The sequence below is a fragment of the Aquimarina sp. Aq78 genome (assembly GCF_900299525.1).
Classification (GTDB): Bacteria; Bacteroidota; Bacteroidia; order Flavobacteriales; family Flavobacteriaceae; genus Aquimarina.
Window position 1 is genome coordinate 974204 of record NZ_OMKA01000001.1, and the last position, 18966, is coordinate 993169.

Here is an 18966-nt window from a genome sequence, read left to right on the forward strand (position 1 = left end):
TTGTAGTCCTATATAAAGAACTCACTATTAAAAACTATTATGTTTTCACTTTTTAGAGAAAATATCCGAATTGCAATGGACTCTATAAAAGGGCAAGTTCTACGAACTGTTCTTACTATATTAATTATTGCAATTGGTATTACATCATTGGTTGGAATACTTACTTTGGTTGGCGCTTTAGAAAATACAATTTCTGGAGATTTTGCCTCAATGGGTGCTAATACTTTTAATATCCAACGCTACGAATTTAGTACAAGAAACAATAGAGATCGAGACAAAATCAATCCTATTATCAGCTATCGTAATGTAAAAGAATTTAAAGATAAGTATAGTTACCCTTTTTCAAAAACATCTATTCATTTTACTGGCACTCGTAATGCCGAAGTAAAATATGAAAGCGAAAAAACTGATCCAGAAGTATCTGTAGTAGGAATTAATGAAAATTACCTTGAAAATACCGGAACTGAAATAGATAATGGTAGAAATTTCACTTTTTTTGATGTAGAAAACAATAACCACGTATGTCTTATTGGATCTGATTTCAAAAAAAATATATTTAAGGATACTAATCCTTTGGGTAAAACAATAAGTATTAGAGGAGTAAAATTTAAGGTAATCGGGCTCCTGGAGAGCAAAGGAGCTACATTTAGAAATAATCAGGATTTACGAGTCCTTATTCCTTTACAGATAGCGAGATCCATCTTTACACTCCCTAATATTAATTATGGCATTAGTGTAAAAGTAGATGATAAACAATTTCTAGAAGGTGCTCAGGATGAAGCTATTCTGACTTTTAGAAACATAAGAGGACTAAATCCAATCGAGGAAAGTAATTTTGGACTTGAGCGTAGTGATGACTTATTAAATCGAATAGCTAGCATTACTGTTTATCTGTACTATGCTGCCTGGATTATTAGTATTATTACCATATTTGGTTCTTCAATTGCTTTAATGAATATCATGTTGGTTTCTGTTACCGAACGAACCCGAGAAATTGGGGTAAGAAAAGCCTTGGGAGCCAAAAAACATACCATCGCAGGTCAGTTTTTTATGGAAACTATTATTATCGGTCAAATTGGTGGCCTTGTAGGGATTATTCTAGGAATCCTGATTGGTGGAGGAATTTCGGCCGCAGCAAATTTCTCTTTTAGCACTCCTTGGCTTGCTATATTTGCTGCTACTACTATTTCTTTTGTAATTGCAGTTGTTTCTGGATTATATCCTGCCGTAAAAGCAGCAAAACAAGATCCTATAGAATCTTTGAGATACGAATAATAATTAACTACATATTACCTTTCACAGTATCATAAGATATTTCTTATCATACTATGATCATTAACTATTGTTTTAAAACAGTTGCTATTATTCTCTGTTTTCGATCATATTAGCAAAATAGCGATATAACTCTCCTTTAGTGATATTTGCTCCTTTCTGAATTAATGTAAACTTATCCAGATTTTTATCATCACTATACTCCTTAGATGCATTATAAAATACTACTTCGTCGTTAAGTAAATTATCCTGTAACCATTGGTACCCTTCTTTCGTAGTGACATCAATAGCATCGTTGTTGACCTTTACTGCAATAAGACACATCTCATCATCCTGCAATTCGAACAAATGTATCTGATCTTTCGAAAAATGTTCTAGATATTGCGCATTGGCAAGTACTTTTTCCCATACCAAATCACTAAAAATATCAATTTCCTCTTCGGCGACCTGAGGTTTATTTTCTTTAATGTCACTCCACTCCTCTGCTGTAATGGATTGTGTTGCCAAAAAGTTGATAAACTCTACATGTAATTCTTCTAATTGTTCCTTGCTTAATCTTTGATATTTCATTGTAAAAAAATTGACTGCAAAAGTAATTATAAAAAGATGATTTTAAAACAATAAATACTGTCTTCTAACCTCTATTTTCCCTTTACCTCAAAATATAAAATCTATAACTCCTAAAGTTCTTATATTTATCATTCAACAAATAACATCACACAAAATGAATACCTTTTTCACTACATGTACTTCACATTTCTTTTTATTTCTCTTCATAACACTTACTATGAATGCTCAAGAACTTTCTAAAACAGAAAAAAAAATCATTAAATCGATAGAAGCTAATCATGAATCAGCTATTCAATTTTTAGAGAAAGTAGTAAATATCAATAGTGGAACAATGCATCATGCTGGTGTAAAAGAGGTAGGAATGGTGTTTAAAGAACAATTTGATGCAATCGATTTTAATACCCGCTGGATTGATATGCCTACAGAAGTAAATCGAGCCGGACATTTGTTTGCAGAAACTTCTGGAAGTAAAGGAAAAAAAATATTACTGATTGGGCATTTGGACACAGTATTTGAAAAAGACAGTCCTTTTCAAAAGTTTAAGAAAGATGGTGATATTGCATATGGCCCCGGGACGAATGATATGAAAGGCGGAGATGTTGTTGTATTATATGCTTTAAAAGCATTACATGAAAATAAACTACTTAATGATGCACAAATTATAGTTGCCTTTACAGGAGATGAAGAAAGTACAGGACAACCATTAGATATTAGTAGAAAAGATTTGATCGATGCTGCTAAAAAAAGTGAAATAGCATTGGGGTTTGAGACATCTACAGGATTTAATTATGCTACTGTTGCCCGTAGAGGGTCTTCTGGATGGAAATTAGAGGTTAAAGGAAAAAGAGCACATTCATCTGGCGTTTTTAATGAACGTGTGGGTGCAGGTGCTATTTTTGAAGCTTCCAGAATTTTAAACGCCTTTTACACCGATGTTAAAGGAGAAGAATTTTTAACTTTTAATCCTGGAGTAATTCTGGGAGGAACAGAAGTTAAATTTGATAGCTCAATAAGTGAAGGAGAAGCCTTCGGAAAAAGTAACGTCGTACCACAAACCGTTATGGTAAAAGGAGGGTTACGTTTTATTTCTGAAGAACAAAAAGAAAGAGCGCGATCAAAAATGAAAAAAATCATTACAGAAAACTTACCACAAACCAGTGCGACCATCACTTTTACTGATAGTTATCCTGCTATGCAACCCACAGAAGGCAACCACAAACTATTAGCATTGCTAAATAAAGTAAGTAAAGCTCTGGATCAAGGGGTGGTTGAAGCATATGACCCTGGTAAACGAGGAGCAGCAGATACTTCTTTTGTGGCAGATTATGTAGACTGTCTGGATGGTTTAGGAACAATGGGAAGTGGAGCACATACTCCAAAAGAAACATTAGACCTAACTACTTTTGAAGCTCTAACCAAACGTACAGCAATACTCATCTATCGATTAATCAATCAATAGTTTTAATAAAACAATAAAAAAAGCCTTCACAATATGAAGGCTTTTTTTTGTTATTTAAAATAGAAATAAATTCTCTTTTAGAATATATATCGTAATCCTACCTGAGCCTGCCATCTTGATAGAAGGCTCGAATCATATCCAAAAGTATCAACCAAATTTGAATCAAAAGAATAGGTAGGTGTATTTGTAGCTGTATCTACATTAACTCCTAAAACCTGTACATTATTTGGTTGTTGTACTAATCCCCAATCCGAATTAATTAAATTACCAACATTTAAAACATCTAAGCTAACCTGGATCGTATTCGTTCTTTCCCCTACATTAATATTAAAATCCTGTAGCAGCTTAACATCTACCTTATTTCTCCATGGTGCTATAGCTCCATATCGTTTTGCATAGCTTCCTCTATTATCCCTAAGATAATCATCTTGCTGAACGTACGCTTCAAAAGCTGCTCTCTGTGCTTCTCTTTCATTAAAAGAAGCTCCGCTAAATGAATATGTAGCTAATTCGGTCTGAGTAGGAATATAAATCAAATCATTTAAAGAAGATCCATCTCCATTAATATCGCCTGCATAGGTGTAATTAAATCGACCACCTTGAGCAAATTCAGCAAAACCAGAAATGGTAGTTGCAAATTTCTCGTTACCATATGTCCATTTTTTAGAAGCGATAGCTATGATTCTATGTCTATCTCCATATTTAGAGTACGATAGAACATCATTATTTACATTTCCCAAAGCAGGATTACCTGCAAATGCATCTCCGGTAATTTCTGCTTCAATAGAATTTACATCCTTAGAATCCAAATAACTATAGGCTATACTAGCATACAGGTTATTGTCAAAATTCTTAGCTGCCTTAAAAGAGGCATTTACAATTCTTCCTTTGTTAGAATTAGTTAGCACAAAAGCATTATTAGCACCTCTATCTGTAGCTCCATATATTTGTCTATTATCAACTCCTGATAATGTTTGAGTTGGTTCACGTAATCCCCAATTCTGAACATGAATTCCATTTATATCTTCTGTATACGCAAAATCCCCAGTAAGGATCACACCATTATTCAATCTATAATCAACTCCTAAGCTAGATCTCCATACCTGCGGAAACTGAAAATCAGGGTCTACAATCTGGAAAAAACCATCATCTGCCCCACTTACCTGGTTTCCTATCCATACAAATGGTAGCCTACCTGTAAATATACCTGTACCTCCACGGAGTTGGAAAGTTTTATCTCCTTTAACATCATAGTTAAATCCAAGTCTTGGCGATATCAAAAGTCTATCTGTAGGTAAAGTAGTTGAGTTTAAAGACACCTCCCCTTCATTAGGGTTAAAATATACAATACTTTCATCTCTGCTAGCTCCATTATCAGTATCTATATACTCCTGAATACGTTCGTCGGTATCAAAATATAATGGTTTATCAAATCTAATCCCGTAACTAAACTTAAATCGTTCTGTAATATTCCATTCTTCCTGAACATAGAAAGCCAATTGCCCCACATTTAACTCTGCTAATTTCCAACCTCCATCATTACCATCTCCTGCAGCATTTAGTGCTGCAAAACGATCTTGAGCAAATTGTAGATTAGCAGCAACTACACCATTATTTGCATCATCCAAAAAGGAACTTACCGAACCATAAGGTGAAAACAACCCACGATATGTAGATCCAAAATTAGCAAAATCTTCATATGCCGTTAAATTAAATGAGTTCTTAAATCTAAACATCTCGAAAGAAGCTCCAACTGTAACGGTATGATCTCCAAGAAAAATATTAAGATTATTAGTTGCCTGAATTACTTTTTGATCTAATTTATTGTTGATAGAAAATGGTTCATGACCAGCAATGATATAATTTGATCCAGCTCCATCCTGAATTGTTATTACAGGTGCAGGTGCTGATAATGGATTTCTAAAATCATCAAAATGCGTGTAACCTGCCTGGAATTTATTAGCAAACTTACTTGAGAATGTAGAATTGACTTCTAACTGAAAAGAGTTTATATTATTATTAATCTCATAACCCGAATTTTCAAACTGCAATGTAGAAGCGCTAGGTCCTCGGATTCCTAATGCCGTTGGGTGTGCAGGTTTTTCTTTAGAAGCTCTTAAAAAATTATAAATAATAGCTGCTCGATGTTTATCATTGATATTCCAATCTAGCTTAAGGATTCCTTTGGTAGATTCAGAATCATAAGTAAATCCTTGATATGCACCTGTAGTATACCCCAAATTTGCCAGTGCATTGCTAACCGCAATCATATCCGACTCTAATACACGAGATTCATTAATACCGCCACTTCCCGTATTTGGTAACCAAGATGAACCTAAATCAGTACGTTGGTCTCTTTCTGCATTAGCAAAAAAGAACAGTTTATTCTCGATGATAGGTCCACCAATACTAAATCCGTATTGTGTTTGTTCCAAATCAGACTTAAATACATCCTCTCCCTTTACTTTACCACCGGTAAGATCTTCATTTCTAAAAAATCCATAAACAGTTCCTTTAAATGTATTGGTTCCACTTTTTGTAACTGCATTAACAGATGCTCCTGTAAACCCTGATAATGTTACATCATAAGGAGCTGTAGACACTTGAATCTGTTCGATAGCATCCAACGAAATTGGTTGTGAATCCGTCTGACCTCCCGGAGTTGCAGCATCTAATCCAAAAGGGTTATTAAATACAGCTCCATCTAAACTGAAATTATTAAATTGATCATTTCTTCCACCAAAAGAGTTTCCGCTTGCTGTAGGTTCTAATCTTGTAAAATCAGCAGCAGAACGTGATATTGTGGGTAATGTTCGTAATTCTCTTCTACCAACACTAGTTTCTGCACCAGTGCGATCACTACTGAATGTAGAATTTTTATTAGTGGTAATTATAACTTCTTCTAATTGATTACTATCCTCAACCAGCGTTATATTAAGGTTAAAGGTTTGTCCCAATTGTAAAAACACTTCATCAATAAGTTGCTTTTTAAAACCTACATAACTTATTGTTATTCTATAGGGCCCTCCTACACGCAAATTGTTTAGATTAAAACGCCCGTCAAAATCAGTCACTCCTCCATAAGAAGTACCTGTAGGTCCATGGACTGCGGTAACATTAGCACCTGGTAGTAATTGACTCCCATTATCACGTACTATTCCCGAAATATTAGAAGTAGTAACCTGAGCATTGATCGTAGTCCCCATCAACACTAAAATTAATAGAATAATTTTTTTCATGTAATAATAACTTTTAATTAATTGATTAAGAATGAAGTCGTTTAAACTTTTTGGGTTCTAGCGAAAAATAGTAGCTTTTTGATCAATTGTTCCGAGTACTCGGGATTGTACTTCATAGTAGCACTACGAAGTAAGAAAAAGACAAAAATTGAGTAAAAAAGGACATTTTTATAGCGAATTGAAAAAAGTTTAAACCACTACAATAAAAATAAAATAAAAAAATCGCTCAAAAGAGCGATTTTTCATAATATTATAAAACAGTTATCAACTGTTATTTATCTATTTAGCTTTAGTAATTACTTCAAAAGCAACAGGAATAATTACTTCTCTATGAAGGCGAACAGAAGCTTCATACTGACCTAAACGTTTAATTGTTCCACCAGGTACAGTAATAAATTTCTTTTCTAATTCAACACCTTCCTTAGCAAATGCTTCTGCAACATCAGCATTAGATACAGAACCAAATAATTTATCTCCAGCTCCAGCCTTTGCTAAAATTTTGATTTCTAATCCAGTAAGTTTCTTTCCTATTTTTTCTGCATCTTCGATCTCTTTCTTTTCTTTAAAAGCACGTTGTTTCAACGTTTCAGCAAGTACTTTTTTTGCAGAAGGAGTTGCTAATAATGCAAGTCCATTAGGAATTAAATAGTTACGACCATAACCATTCTTAACTTCTACTACATCGTCTGCGAATCCTAGATTCTCAACGTCTTTCTTTAATATAAGTTCCATAATATGTTATGACGAATTTTATTTTAATAAATCACCAACGTATGGCATTAAAGCTAGATGTCTTGCTCTTTTTACGGCAACACTTACTTTACGTTGATATTTTAATGAAGTTCCTGTAAGGCGACGAGGTAATAGCTTACCTTGTTCATTTACAAATGCCATCAAGAAATCTGGATCTTTATAATCAATATACTTGATACCAGATTTTTTAAAACGACAATATTTCTTCGTTTTTGATGTATCTATATTAAGAGGAGTAAGATATCTGATCTCTCCGTCTTTTTTTCCTTTAGCTTGTTGTTCTATAGATGACATAATTAAGCTTTTTGTTTGTTTCTATTTCTTCTCTTCTCTGCCCAAGCAATTGCATGCTTATCAAGGCGTACAGTAAGGTAACGCATTACTCGTTCGTCTCTTCTGTACTCAACTTCTAAAGCATTGATAGCTTCACCAGGTACCTGGTATTCGAATAAGTGGTAAAATCCACTTTTTTTGTGTTGGATTGCATATGCAAGCTTTTTAAGCCCCCAATCCTCTTTTGATATCATCTTGGCACCATTAGAAACAAGAATGTCTTCGTATTTCTTAACTGTTTCCTTTATCTGATCTTCAGATAAAACGGGATTCAAGATGAAAACAGTTTCGTATTGATTCATAAAAATCTATATTTAAATTAAAATTGGCTGCAAAAGTAAGACTATTTTTTGGATTTTCAAACCCTAATATCATTTCGATGAAACACTATTTTTATCGATAAAAAGCCGAAATTGTTTGTGGAAATAAGATATATTCATTAATATTGTATTGGAATATATAACACTATACAAGTGGAGCAATCTCAATTAAAATGTGCGGTAGTAGATGATTCCCGCCTCCAAAGACTAGCTATTGTAAAGCTAATAGACGAACATTCTTCACTAGAATTAGTGGCTGAGTGGAATAATGCTATTGAGACAAAAAATGGTTTACTCGATACTCAAGTGGACTTATTATTCTTAGATATTGAAATGCCAATCCTTACTGGCTTTGATCTTTTGGATGATTTAGAGAATAAACCTCATATTATTTTTGTCACAGGAAAAACGAAATATGCATTTAAAGCTTTCGACTATGATGCAATAGATTATTTAAGAAAACCATTAAAAAAAGATCGTTTTAATGCTGCTGTTGATAAAGCTCTTAGCATGTCCCGTATAGGAGGAGAAAATGCTATTGTAGAAGATGACGATTATATTTTTGTAAAGAGTAATCTGAAAAAAAGGAAAATCTTTCTTAATCAATTAAAATACGTAGAAGCTTTAGGAGATTATGTGAAGCTTATAATGGAAGAAGGTGATCCTATTGTTGTTTTAGCTACAATGAAATCTTTTGAAGCACAACTACCTAGTGATCGTTTTTTAAGAATTCACAAGTCTTATATTGTGAATCTGGATAAGGTAGAGCGTTATAATAGTCGTAATATAGAAATTGCGGATGAGAAAATACCGCTTAGCAGACATAAAAAACATTCTTTGATAGAAGCTTTGAATAACTAGTAGTTATCTACATTAATTATAACTCTTACTCCTGAAAATTCTTTTATACTTTTAAAAGAAGTGTTGATTTTTCTTATCACTTCTTTTGTTTTATTTAAAGATTGACCTTGTGGTATTTTTATAACTATATTTTTATGATATTGATTTCGTATTCTTGAGACAGGAGGAAACTCTGGACCCAGAACATTTTCATTAAATACGTTTCTAAAAGATCTAGCTAACCAGTTTGTAGCTTCATTTACCTTATTATAGTCCTTATGTTTACCTGTAATCTTTATTGTTTTATAAAAAGGAGGGTATTTATATTGATGTCTTTCTTCGATTTGATCTCTATACATTCCAGAATAATCATTAACAGATACTTGTTGTAAAATCTGATGAAAAGGATTGTATGTTTGGATCAAAACTTTACCTCTTTTTTTGGTTCTACCTGCTCGACCTGCTACCTGCTGCATTAATTGAAAACTACGTTCATGCGCTCTAAAATCGGGAAAATTAAGCAGGTTATCTGCATTCATTATACCGACTAAGCTTACATTTCTAAAATCCAATCCTTTAGAGAGCATTTGTGTACCCACCATAATATCAATATCTCCTTCTTCAAAACGGTTGATAATCTTTTCATATCCATGTTTTCCTCTGGTTGTATCCTGATCCATTCTTCCAATATTATGATCAGGAAAAAGCTCTTGCAACTCTTTCTCTATTTGCTCTGTTCCAAAACCTTTTGTAGTTAAATCAACACTATCACAAGCCATACATTTTTGTGGCATTGCAATATGGTATCCACAGTAATGACATCGTAGCTGATTTCTAAAACTATGAAATGTAAGACTAACATCACAATTCGGACATTGAGGAGAGTGTCCACAAGTATTGCACTCTACTACAGGAGAGTACCCTCTTCTGTTTTGAAAAAGAATAACTTGCTCTCCTTCTTTTAAAGCATCATGAATACCTGTTAACAAAGTATCACTAAAATGCCCAGTCATTTCTTTTTTTCGATATTTTGTTTTTATATCCACCAAATTAATTTCTGGCATTAATACATCACCGTATCTTCTGGTCAATTGTACAAATCCATATTTCTTTTGCTTAGCATTATAGTATGTTTCAAGAGCTGGAGTTGCAGATCCTAATACTACTTTGGCGCAAAACATTTTGGCTAAAACGATTGCTGTATCCCTGGCATGATATCTTGGAGCAGGGTCATATTGCTTAAAGGTGTTTTCGTGTTCTTCATCTACTATAATTAACCCCAAATTGGCAAATGGTAAAAATATTGCTGATCTAGCACCAATAACCACCTGTGCTTTTGTCTTTTTTGTTTTTACATTATTCCATGCTTCTACTCTTTCATTAACAGAATACTTAGAGTGATATACTGTGAGTTTCTCTCCAAAATATTCCTGTAATCGGGTAATGAGCTGTGTTGTTAACGCTATTTCTGGCAGTAGATACAATATCTGTTCTCCTTTCTGAATGACTTGCTCTATAAGTTTAACGTACACTTCTGTTTTACCAGATGAAGTAACTCCATGAAAAAGACATACATCTTTATCTTTAAAAGATTCCTTTATTTCCTCATACGCCTTATCTTGATATTCATTAAGCTGTTTAGTATTTCCTGTCGTTTCTCCTGTATATTGAACACGATCGGTTTGCAAATGGTATTCGTCTAATATATTTTTATCAACTAATGCTCGTATTACAGCTGCAGAACTATTAGAAGCTTTTACAAGCTCACTTACCTTAATTGATTTGGTAGTTTGAGCCTGTAATGTAAATAAATGCATCAACACCTCTCTCTGTTTAGGCGCTCTAGACATTGTATCTAATAAAACTCGTAGTGATTCTTCTTTATTATATTCTGTGTTTAACCGAATATATCGTACTATTTTAGGCTTATATTGCTCATATATTTCTTCCTGAACCGTAATAACTTCTTTTTCTATTAATCGTTTTATGACAGGTAGTACATTTTTTTTACTAACAATATTCATCACTTCTTGTATACGAAGTAAGCTCTGATACTGTAATGCTTCATAAATCAGAAACTCATCATCTTTTAACAAGGATTCGTCAAAAAGAGATTTTTCATTTTTTAGAATTATAGTTTCACTTTCTAGTAAGAAGGCTCCAGGAAGAGCAGCTCTCATTACTTCTCCTTTTGTGCACATATAATAGTTAGAAATCCAAGACCATAGCTCTAACTGATGTTGAGTAACTATTGGTGATTCATCAAGAATATGTTCTATTTCTTTAGCTTCATATACCAAAGGAGGGTTTTGATGTATCTTTGTTACCAGAGCAGCATACACCTTACTTTTCCCAAATTGAACAGCTACCCGCATTCCTGGTTGCAAAAAAGTAGCTTCAGTTTTATTAATACTATAGGTAAACTCTTTATCAAGAGGTATAGGAAGAATTACATTTATAAAGTATGACATTACCAATTATAACAAAATTCGGAATAGTTTAGTGTAAAACAACAAAAATACAAGTTTAACCCATAGAATGAAGTTTAATTTTTAAGAATAAAAAAAGTCCGATTTAATTAACAAATCGGACTTACTATTATATATGCTTGTATTCCTTATTTACTCAACCCTAACATTCCACCTTTAATAAGTTTGCAAGCAGGCTCATTTCCTAACCAGATCTTAAATAGGGCGTATTTAAAATCTCTTCCTTTTATAAAACCAAGCTCTTCACCATTTTTATAGGTTTTAATTCCTTTTCCTTTGATGTATACTAAATCAAAATAATCATTAATCTGCATTGGCGAAGTAAATAATTTTAAGAACTTTTCGATTCTAACATCTAAGGTTTGGGTATTACCAAACATTGCGTCATCAAAGCCTTTTCTAAAAACCTTAACCATTCGCTTATTTGTTACTTTCTTAGATACTATATTTAAACGAATAGACATACTCTCATCAGAATCCAAGACTACTCCCGGGTCATTATATTTTTTCTTGGTATACAGACCTCCCGAATAGGTATCAAACCCAAGAATGCTTCTCATTCCTGCTCCATTTAATGATAGCTCTTCTCCGTCAAAACTAACTTTATAAGGTAATACAATATCCCCTACTCTTACCTGCGCCATCGCGAAGGTAGATATAAGAGCTACAATTGTTAATGTAATTATTTTTTTCATGGTTTAGATTTTTTAAATTTCAAGGAGTTAGTCCTAAATCTTTAAAAACCTAACCAAAAGAATTGTTAAAATTTATAATTTGATAAATTTTAAAAAGGAAATAGGTCTTATATATTATACTCGAATCCACTTTTGTGTTCTATATAAAAAAGCTATATATCCTCGCACATTAAGTACATTTGGGCTATCCTCATCAATCCAGATTTTACATCGGTATATTTTGCCATTCTCTGGATCCATAATAGTTCCATCTTCATACTGATTCCCATCTTTTTCAAGTTCTTTGATAATCACCATTCCCTCTATAGGCTTATTATAGTCACTGCCTTTACATTCGATACATAACTTATTTCTTTCTGCTTCATCTAATACCTGTAGAATCTTCCCAAACAGTTTGTTTCCTTTCTTATAAATTTCTACGATAGATCTCGGCTCTCCTGTATTATCATCAATAGTTTTCCATTGCCCTACTATTTGTTGTTGTTGTTGTGCATTTACTGTTGTCGATATTAGTAATATTGCTACAAAAAGAATTTTGCAAAAACTGATAACTTTCATGATAATTTGTGTTTATTAATCCTAAGATAAAAAAATATGACAAAAACAAAAAGCTACCGATTAAAACCGGTAGCTTTTTACTTATTATTTTAATGGTATTAGGTTATTGTATTCCTAACATTCCATTTTTAATTTCTTCACTTGCTGGTTCATCTCCAAGCCAAATTTTAAATAAAGCATATTTAAAATCACGCCCCTTGATTACTCCAAGTTCTTTTTCGTTTTTAAAAGCAGTTACTCCTTTGTCTTTAATATATACTATATCAAAAACATCGTTCTTTACTATAGCTTCAGAGAAAAAACTAATAAATTTATTTATTCTTTTATCTAGTGCTTTTGTATTACCAAAAGTGGCTCTATTAAAACCATCTTTTACTGCTTTTATCATTTTCTTTTGTGTAACAAAACCAGAGACAATATTCAATTTTATAGCCATCGTTTCATTTGCATCAAGGATTTCTTTAGGGTCTTTGCTCTTTTTTGTTAAATAAAGTCCTCCTGCATACATATCAATCCAAAGCACTTTTCTCATTCCGGCACCATTTAATTTCAAATCGGTATCACCAAAATTCTCTTCATAAGGCAAAATAGCTTTACCAACCCTAATTTGGGCAGTAGCAGCAGACAGGGAAATTAGTGCTAGCAGTACTAAAGTAATTTTTTTCATTATAACTAAAGGTATTTGGGGTATTAATATTTGTTTATACTTATTTTTTAAAGCGCACAAATATAAAAAATATTATGCACGCACAACATCCTGAAATACATTTACTTAATTTTTTAACAAAAATACGATTATATCCTATTGGTTTAACTACCAAGCATTTCTTTTTTAAGCCCTTTATCTGCTGGTTTATTTCCTAACCAGATACCAAAAAGTGCTTTTTTAAAATCTAACCCCTTGACGTATCCTTTTTCTTTACCATCTTTATAGATTACACTTCCTTTTCCCTTTTCATATACCATATCATACACCTGATCTACTTCAATTTCATTATTAATAAAGCCAATAAATTTTTCTATTCTTTCGTTATAAGCCTCCATATTTCCGTTAGTTGATTTTTTAAACCCTTCACGTAAAGCATTAGCCATTTTACTTCTAGACATCATACCAGAAAGAATATGCAACTTAATTGCCATAGTTTCATCTGCTTTAGCTATTGCACTGGCATTACTACTTTTTTTCTTAAGATATAATGCTCCTGCATAAATATCAAAAAAGAATTTTTCTCTAAGGCCTCCTCCATTAATCGTTAAATCTTCTCCATTAAATTTTACTGTATTAGGTAATGTAGCATCCCCAATTTTGGTTTGAGCCTGTGTAGATACAATAGTAAAAAAGGCAACAAATAATATACTTAGTTTTTTCATTTTAAAAATTATTAGAAATCTATATTAGTGAAATTATGTATTAAAATTCTTTCTTAATTGATTTAATGATGCATTTAGTTCAAAACCCAGCAGTACTAAATTAGCATTAAGCCATATATATAGCATTAATATCAACATTGCTCCAATCGAACCGTACAATTGATTATAATTTGAGAAATTATCAATATATATCCCAAACAGATATGTTGTGATTATAATCAAAAAGGTAGTCATAAATGCTCCCGGTGAAAAGAACTTATTCTGTTTTCCTTCTGAAGTACCGAAATAAAATAAAGTAGCTATGATCACAAATATCATAAAAACAAATAATGCATATTTACCCAAAGTTAACCAAAAAACAGTATCATCGACAACACCCATTTTATTTAAATCATCTACTAAATACGAAAAGTATAAAGTTCCTATAACCGTAATTAACAATAACGATGCCACGATAATTGACACTCCCAGCGCTACTACATATTGCCTTACAAAATTTCTATTTAGAGTTACATGATAAGAGTATTCAAAACCAGAAAAAACTGCATTAACTCCATTGGTCATAAAAAGTATAGATAGTACAAAAACAGTGGATAGTAGTCCTCCTCGGGGATTAGATGCTATATCTTCGAATATCCCAGAGAAAAAATCTGAAGATTGATTCGGTAATGCTCCTTTAATAAATTCGAAAAAATTCTCCTCAAACCCGTCTATTGGTACATAGGGAATCAAATTAAGAAGAAATAATAAGAATGGAAACAGAGAAAGGAAAAAACTCCATGATATCGCACTGGCTCTAGCCGAAAAAGTACCTTTTATAATCCCGATAACATAGATTTCTATTAGATCGTATATCGATAATCCTTCAAAACCAGGAAGAATAAGTTTCTTCCCTATTTTGACCAATATATTGATCACAGGAATCTTGTTAAGCTTATCTTCTACGGGTTTTGACATATATTATACAGCTTTCAGACTCAAATCCAGATTATAAACAGAATGTGTTAGCGCACCGCTGCTAATATAATCTACTCCACATTCTGCATATTTACGAACAGTTTCTTCATTAATTCCTCCACTGGATTCGGTAAGACACGAATCACCAATTAATTCCACAGCTTTTCGAGTATCTTCATAATTAAAATTATCAATCAATATTCGATACACTCCTGGTGTTTGAAGTATTTCTTTGATCTCATTAAGATCTCGGGCTTCAACAATAATTTTAAGATCAAGGTTTTGGTCAGAAAGATATTGTTTAGTCTTTACTATAGCTTTGGTAATTCCCCCGGCAAAATCGATATGGTTATCTTTTAGCATTACCATATCATATAATGCAAACCGATGATTCTCTCCTCCTCCAATCTTTACCGCCCATTTTTCTATTGCTCGTATTCCCGGAGTTGTTTTTCGAGTATCTAGAATCTTTGTTCCTGTACCATCCAAAAGAGTAACAAAATGATTTGTTTTGGTAGCAATTGCACTCATTCGTTGCATGGCATTAAGTACTAATCGTTCTGCTTTGAGGATAGACTGTGAACTTCCTGAAACATAAAAAGCTACATCTCCGTATTTAACACGAGATCCATCTTCTAGTACAGTCTCAATTTTTATATTTGGATCTACATAATTAAACACGCTCTTGGCAAAATCTACTCCCGCCAGGATACCTTCGTCCTTAACTAAAAGTTTTGCTTTTCCGGTGGTGGATTCTGGAATACAAGCTAATGAACTATGATCACCATCTCCTACATCTTCGCGTATGGCATTGGTAATTATCAAATCAATTTCTTTATTGAATTGGGTTTTGCTAATCATATTGAATGGTTATTTTTGCTAATGTAAAAAAAGAAGTCGGAAGTACGAAGTGAGAAGCACATCGTATTTTTATTTACTTTACACCATAAATCTAAGTTTCACCTGGTTTTTGAGTAGAAATTACTACAATATTAAATACACATGAATATTAAATTACTTGCCGTAGGCAAAACAGACGACAAACAACTCAATGACCTTATCAATAACTATATCAAAAGGTTACAGTTTTATATTAAATTTAGTTTTGAAATCATTCCCGATATTAAGAATGCAAAAAATCTTAGTGAATCTCAACAAAAAGAAAAAGAAGGGAAATTAATTCTTAATCACGTCGAAAATTCTGATGTATTGGTATTATTAGATGAAAATGGAAAGCAATATGATTCTGTACTATTTTCTGAAGTATTGCAAAAACATATGAATAGCGGGATTAAACAATTAATTTTTGCAATAGGAGGCCCTTATGGGTTTAGCCCAGAAGTGTATAGTAGAGCTAATAGCAAACTATCATTATCCAAAATGACATTTTCGCATCAAATGATACGTTTATTTTTTGTAGAACAATTATATCGTGGATTTACCATTTTAAAAAATGAACCTTACCATCATCGATAAGGTTCATAGTACTTTACAATTATAATTTTCTCATATTCCTACTGTATTTTAATTATTCTTTAATGATATCTTTAAAATCGTCAAACATATCTATCAGATCTTCTGTATTAGTAATAGAGATGTTAATCCTATAATAACCTTCTCCTGATTCATCTCCAGAATAACTAATAGACACTTTTGAGTTTGAAGTTGTTTGGGTATTGCTCAAAAAAAGAGTAAATACGAAGTATAATGTGCAAATGATTGTTTTTGTAATTTTTGTTTTTTTTGATTGAACAAATAACACTTGCTCTTTTTTTAATCATTATTGATAAACTTCTTAATCGCATTATTTAATACATAAAGTTCTCTGTTTTCGAAATTTTCTTTGTTAAGCCCTACAAGAAGATCCAGCTTAGCAGGGTTGCCCTGAAGCATTTCTCCTTGTTTATTTACAGTTCGTGAATAAGGTATAGAGAATTGAAAAATTTCCTGACCTGCTATCTTATATTCTCTTTGATCGTTTCCTATATAGGTTTTCTTAATGCTTCCATTATCATCTATATAAAACACCACCGTAACAAGTGCAAAAGTGAGGTCTGCAGATTGAGGCTGTCCTACAACAAGGGCATTACCATATTCTTTCATACGATATGCAAAATCATCGGCAGAGCTTGCAGTATTTTCATTTACCAAAACGATAACATTTTTAAACTCGCGCTTTGCAGTTTTATTAGGTTGAATATACGCTAAGTCGCAATTCTCACTACCTCTACAAAAATCTGCCCTGATCGGTAAAAAATCACCTGTTTTAGTTTTTTCATATGTTTTGTTTTTCAGAATATTTTCAAACCATTTTTCTGCACCACTAAACCCATATGATAATTCTAATCGTAGGTTTTCATTAAGCAAAAGCCCTGTCTTCTTATATTGTACTCTAAGATCCATAAACTGAGATGAACAAAGTTCTGCCATAAATGATGAATTCTCCTTTCCTCCAGGGTTATCCTGAACATCAAATACAATATGATCTACCTGGTTTTTTATTAATTGTAAACCTTGTCTAAGCTTTTGAATATCACTACATATTGTAGAATCTTTTGCCTCTAGTGCACACCTTAAATCATTACTACCACGTTTATATGCAAAATTTTTAATTTTTACTAATGCAATCTTATTCTTAACCAGTAATGCTGCTTTATACCCCTTTTTAACAAGTTTCCAATCTTTGTAACCGCTAACATCTATGGCTTTATATCTGTTATACCAAGACGCTTTATCTTCATTTTTATGATAAACAACTTTTTTTGAACTACCATCAGAATAAGTGATACTTTCAGGAATCTTTCCGTTGATTTTCAAACCATTTTCGAATCGAAATTTAAAACTGGCCTGACTGGTTCCCAAACCATTTGATCTGGTTTCATAATTCACAAATTTTTTAAAAACATCTTTTATTGAAACGTCATTGATTTTTTGAATGGTTTTTTTCGTTTCTAAATCAAAAAATGAAATATTTGGATAGGTATATCCAATTTTAATGGAACTTTTGTATCTATTTTTCTTAGTTTTTTCTGTTGGATAAGTAAAACGAAAATAAGAATGCCCACTAACGAATCCTCTTCCAAAATCAAGAAACTTTTGCCTTAATTCCTGGTAATTATCTACTTTTTTGAATTGTGTTTCGTGATATTTCTTATACTGATCCCAGGATACATCCTTAGTTTTATTCCTAACGACAATAGCTTCTGCATCCAGAAATTCTATTTCTGAAATCATTTGTTTGTACAATTCTGACACTTGTTCAGAGGTTAAAAATGACTTATCTTTATCTTGAGCATTAACTGAAATTACAATACTCAAAAAAAATATACTGTTAATAATTAGTTTCATCTGTTTATTTCATTGTTAGAGGTTATACTTCGACTTAACTCGGTATAGTATGAAACCTTTGAAGGTTAAACGATTTTTCTTCTATGTGTATTTAATGATACTTTTTAATCGTGTCGGTTTCTTTCTTGTTTTAAATAGTAAGACGGGTATGGGTTAAGAATAACTCATACTTCTTCATAAAAAGTAAATAAGAGTTTCTTTTGCCAAAAACACTATCTTGACAATCGCACTGCTTTTCTTTTAAGATATTCTGTTGATTAAATCCGGATAGTATTGAAATTATCCCCTATCCCAGACCCTGGTGTTGTATAGTTCAAGTAAGAAACTACTGTGTTATTATCTCTTTTAAATCCTGAAACATATCTATCAAATCTTCTACTAAATCGGCAGATACAAATTCTTTATCCATAAAAACGTTTAGTTTTCCTCTTTTCAGTTTTACAACATACCCTGTTTCTCCTTTGGTATTATATTTCCAGGTAGATGTCGTTCCGTTTTTAGTCATTTCAGGAGTTAAATGATCTTTTAAAAACTGTTTTAGTTTTCCTGTTTTGGATGATGGGAAGCTAGCTTTTAATGTATACATATCTTCTGTATTAGAGATAGAAATGTTTACTCTATAATTACCTTCTCCAGGTTCGTCGCTAGAATAACTAATAGACACTTTAGAGTTTGAAGTTGAAGTTGTTTGGGCATTGCTCAAAGAAAGAGCAAATACAAGACTTAATACACAAATAATTGTTTTCATAATTTTTGTTTTTT

At 32.3% G+C, this 18966-nt stretch carries 19 protein-coding genes; 4 read left to right on the forward strand and 15 right to left on the reverse strand.

The genetic code is table 11. From position 1 onward, the window contains the following. The first annotated feature begins 39 nt into the window (after positions 1–39). Complete coding sequence (locus tag DG435_RS04195; RefSeq protein ID WP_106792133.1) at positions 40–1275, forward strand: ABC transporter permease; 1236 nt, start codon at positions 40–42, stop codon at positions 1273–1275. 87 nt (positions 1276–1362) lie between these two features. On the opposite strand, the gene DG435_RS04200 is transcribed toward DG435_RS04195, so the two are convergent. Then, on the reverse strand, positions 1363–1842 hold the full coding sequence (locus tag DG435_RS04200) for a DUF6495 family protein (RefSeq protein ID WP_106792132.1): 480 nt from the start codon (positions 1840–1842) through the stop codon (positions 1363–1365). A gap of 217 nt (positions 1843–2059) precedes the next feature. On the opposite strand from DG435_RS04200, the gene DG435_RS04205 reads away from it, so the two are divergent. Then, the gene (locus tag DG435_RS04205) at positions 2060–3301 is read left to right on the forward strand and encodes a M20/M25/M40 family metallo-hydrolase (protein WP_234387074.1); all 1242 of its coding nucleotides are present in this window, start codon (positions 2060–2062) and stop codon (positions 3299–3301) included. Positions 3302–3378: 77 nt separating this feature from the next. On the opposite strand, the gene DG435_RS04210 is transcribed toward DG435_RS04205, so the two are convergent. The 4 genes from DG435_RS04210 to rpsF all read right to left on the reverse strand — a co-directional run bounded on the left by DG435_RS04210 (position 3379) and on the right by rpsF (position 7928). Then, entirely contained in the window at positions 3379–6540 is a 3162-nt protein-coding gene (locus DG435_RS04210) for a carboxypeptidase regulatory-like domain-containing protein (RefSeq protein ID WP_106792130.1), read from the reverse strand. A gap of 279 nt (positions 6541–6819) precedes the next feature. Next, entirely contained in the window at positions 6820–7272 is a 453-nt protein-coding gene (gene rplI / locus DG435_RS04215; RefSeq protein WP_106792129.1) for a 50S ribosomal protein L9, read from the reverse strand. Positions 7273–7290: 18 nt separating this feature from the next. Further along, positions 7291–7590, reverse strand: a complete 300-nt coding sequence (rpsR, locus tag DG435_RS04220; protein ID WP_174412104.1) for a 30S ribosomal protein S18 — start codon at positions 7588–7590, stop codon at positions 7291–7293. Beyond that, a complete protein-coding gene (gene rpsF, locus DG435_RS04225) occupies positions 7590–7928 on the reverse strand; it encodes a 30S ribosomal protein S6 (RefSeq protein ID WP_024769054.1) in 339 nt (112 codons plus the stop codon). Before rpsF ends, rpsR begins: the two co-directional genes overlap by 1 nt. 171 nt (positions 7929–8099) lie before the next feature. Between rpsF and DG435_RS04230 the strand changes: the two genes are divergently transcribed. Then, positions 8100–8807 (forward strand): LytTR family DNA-binding domain-containing protein, encoded by a 708-nt coding sequence (locus DG435_RS04230; protein ID WP_024769053.1) that lies wholly within the window; start codon positions 8100–8102, stop codon positions 8805–8807. Here the strand turns inward: DG435_RS04230 and priA are convergent. The 7 genes from priA to nadC form a co-directional block, all read right to left on the reverse strand. Beyond that, on the reverse strand, positions 8804–11257 hold the full coding sequence (gene priA / locus DG435_RS04235; RefSeq protein WP_106792128.1) for a primosomal protein N': 2454 nt from the start codon (positions 11255–11257) through the stop codon (positions 8804–8806). The genes DG435_RS04230 and priA overlap by 4 nt on opposite strands. Positions 11258–11403: 146 nt before the next feature. Next, positions 11404–11970, reverse strand: coding sequence for a chalcone isomerase family protein (locus tag DG435_RS04240; RefSeq protein ID WP_106792127.1), 567 nt, complete (start codon positions 11968–11970; stop codon positions 11404–11406). Between the two features lie 114 nt (positions 11971–12084). Beyond that, positions 12085–12528: a DUF2147 domain-containing protein gene (locus tag DG435_RS04245; RefSeq protein ID WP_106792126.1), complete on the reverse strand. Its 444-nt coding sequence runs from the start codon at positions 12526–12528 to the stop codon at positions 12085–12087. A 103-nt stretch (positions 12529–12631) separates the two neighbouring features. Continuing rightward, on the reverse strand, positions 12632–13195 hold the full coding sequence (locus DG435_RS04250) for a chalcone isomerase family protein (protein ID WP_106792125.1): 564 nt from the start codon (positions 13193–13195) through the stop codon (positions 12632–12634). Between the two features lie 143 nt (positions 13196–13338). After that, the gene (locus DG435_RS04255) at positions 13339–13899 is read right to left on the reverse strand and encodes a chalcone isomerase family protein (RefSeq protein WP_106792124.1); all 561 of its coding nucleotides are present in this window, start codon (positions 13897–13899) and stop codon (positions 13339–13341) included. Positions 13900–13932: 33 nt separating this feature from the next. Beyond that, positions 13933–14856, reverse strand: a complete 924-nt coding sequence (locus DG435_RS04260) for a YihY/virulence factor BrkB family protein (RefSeq protein ID WP_106792123.1) — start codon at positions 14854–14856, stop codon at positions 13933–13935. A 3-nt stretch (positions 14857–14859) separates the two neighbouring features. Then, positions 14860–15717: a carboxylating nicotinate-nucleotide diphosphorylase gene (gene nadC, locus DG435_RS04265; RefSeq protein WP_106792122.1), complete on the reverse strand. Its 858-nt coding sequence runs from the start codon at positions 15715–15717 to the stop codon at positions 14860–14862. 141 nt (positions 15718–15858) lie between these two features. Between nadC and rlmH the strand changes: the two genes are divergently transcribed. Then, on the forward strand, positions 15859–16332 hold the full coding sequence (rlmH, locus tag DG435_RS04270) for a 23S rRNA (pseudouridine(1915)-N(3))-methyltransferase RlmH (protein ID WP_106792121.1): 474 nt from the start codon (positions 15859–15861) through the stop codon (positions 16330–16332). A 52-nt stretch (positions 16333–16384) separates the two neighbouring features. Here rlmH and DG435_RS25425 read toward each other — a convergent pair whose 3' ends face one another. The 3 genes from DG435_RS25425 to DG435_RS04280 all read right to left on the reverse strand — a co-directional run bounded on the left by DG435_RS25425 (position 16385) and on the right by DG435_RS04280 (position 18952). Continuing rightward, positions 16385–16540: a hypothetical protein gene (locus DG435_RS25425; protein WP_159025528.1), complete on the reverse strand. Its 156-nt coding sequence runs from the start codon at positions 16538–16540 to the stop codon at positions 16385–16387. A gap of 89 nt (positions 16541–16629) precedes the next feature. Beyond that, positions 16630–18204 (reverse strand): S41 family peptidase, encoded by a 1575-nt coding sequence (locus DG435_RS04275; protein WP_106792120.1) that lies wholly within the window; start codon positions 18202–18204, stop codon positions 16630–16632. A gap of 325 nt (positions 18205–18529) precedes the next feature. Further along, on the reverse strand, positions 18530–18952 hold the full coding sequence (locus DG435_RS04280; RefSeq protein ID WP_106792119.1) for a hypothetical protein: 423 nt from the start codon (positions 18950–18952) through the stop codon (positions 18530–18532). Between the last annotated feature and the right edge of the window lie 14 nt (positions 18953–18966).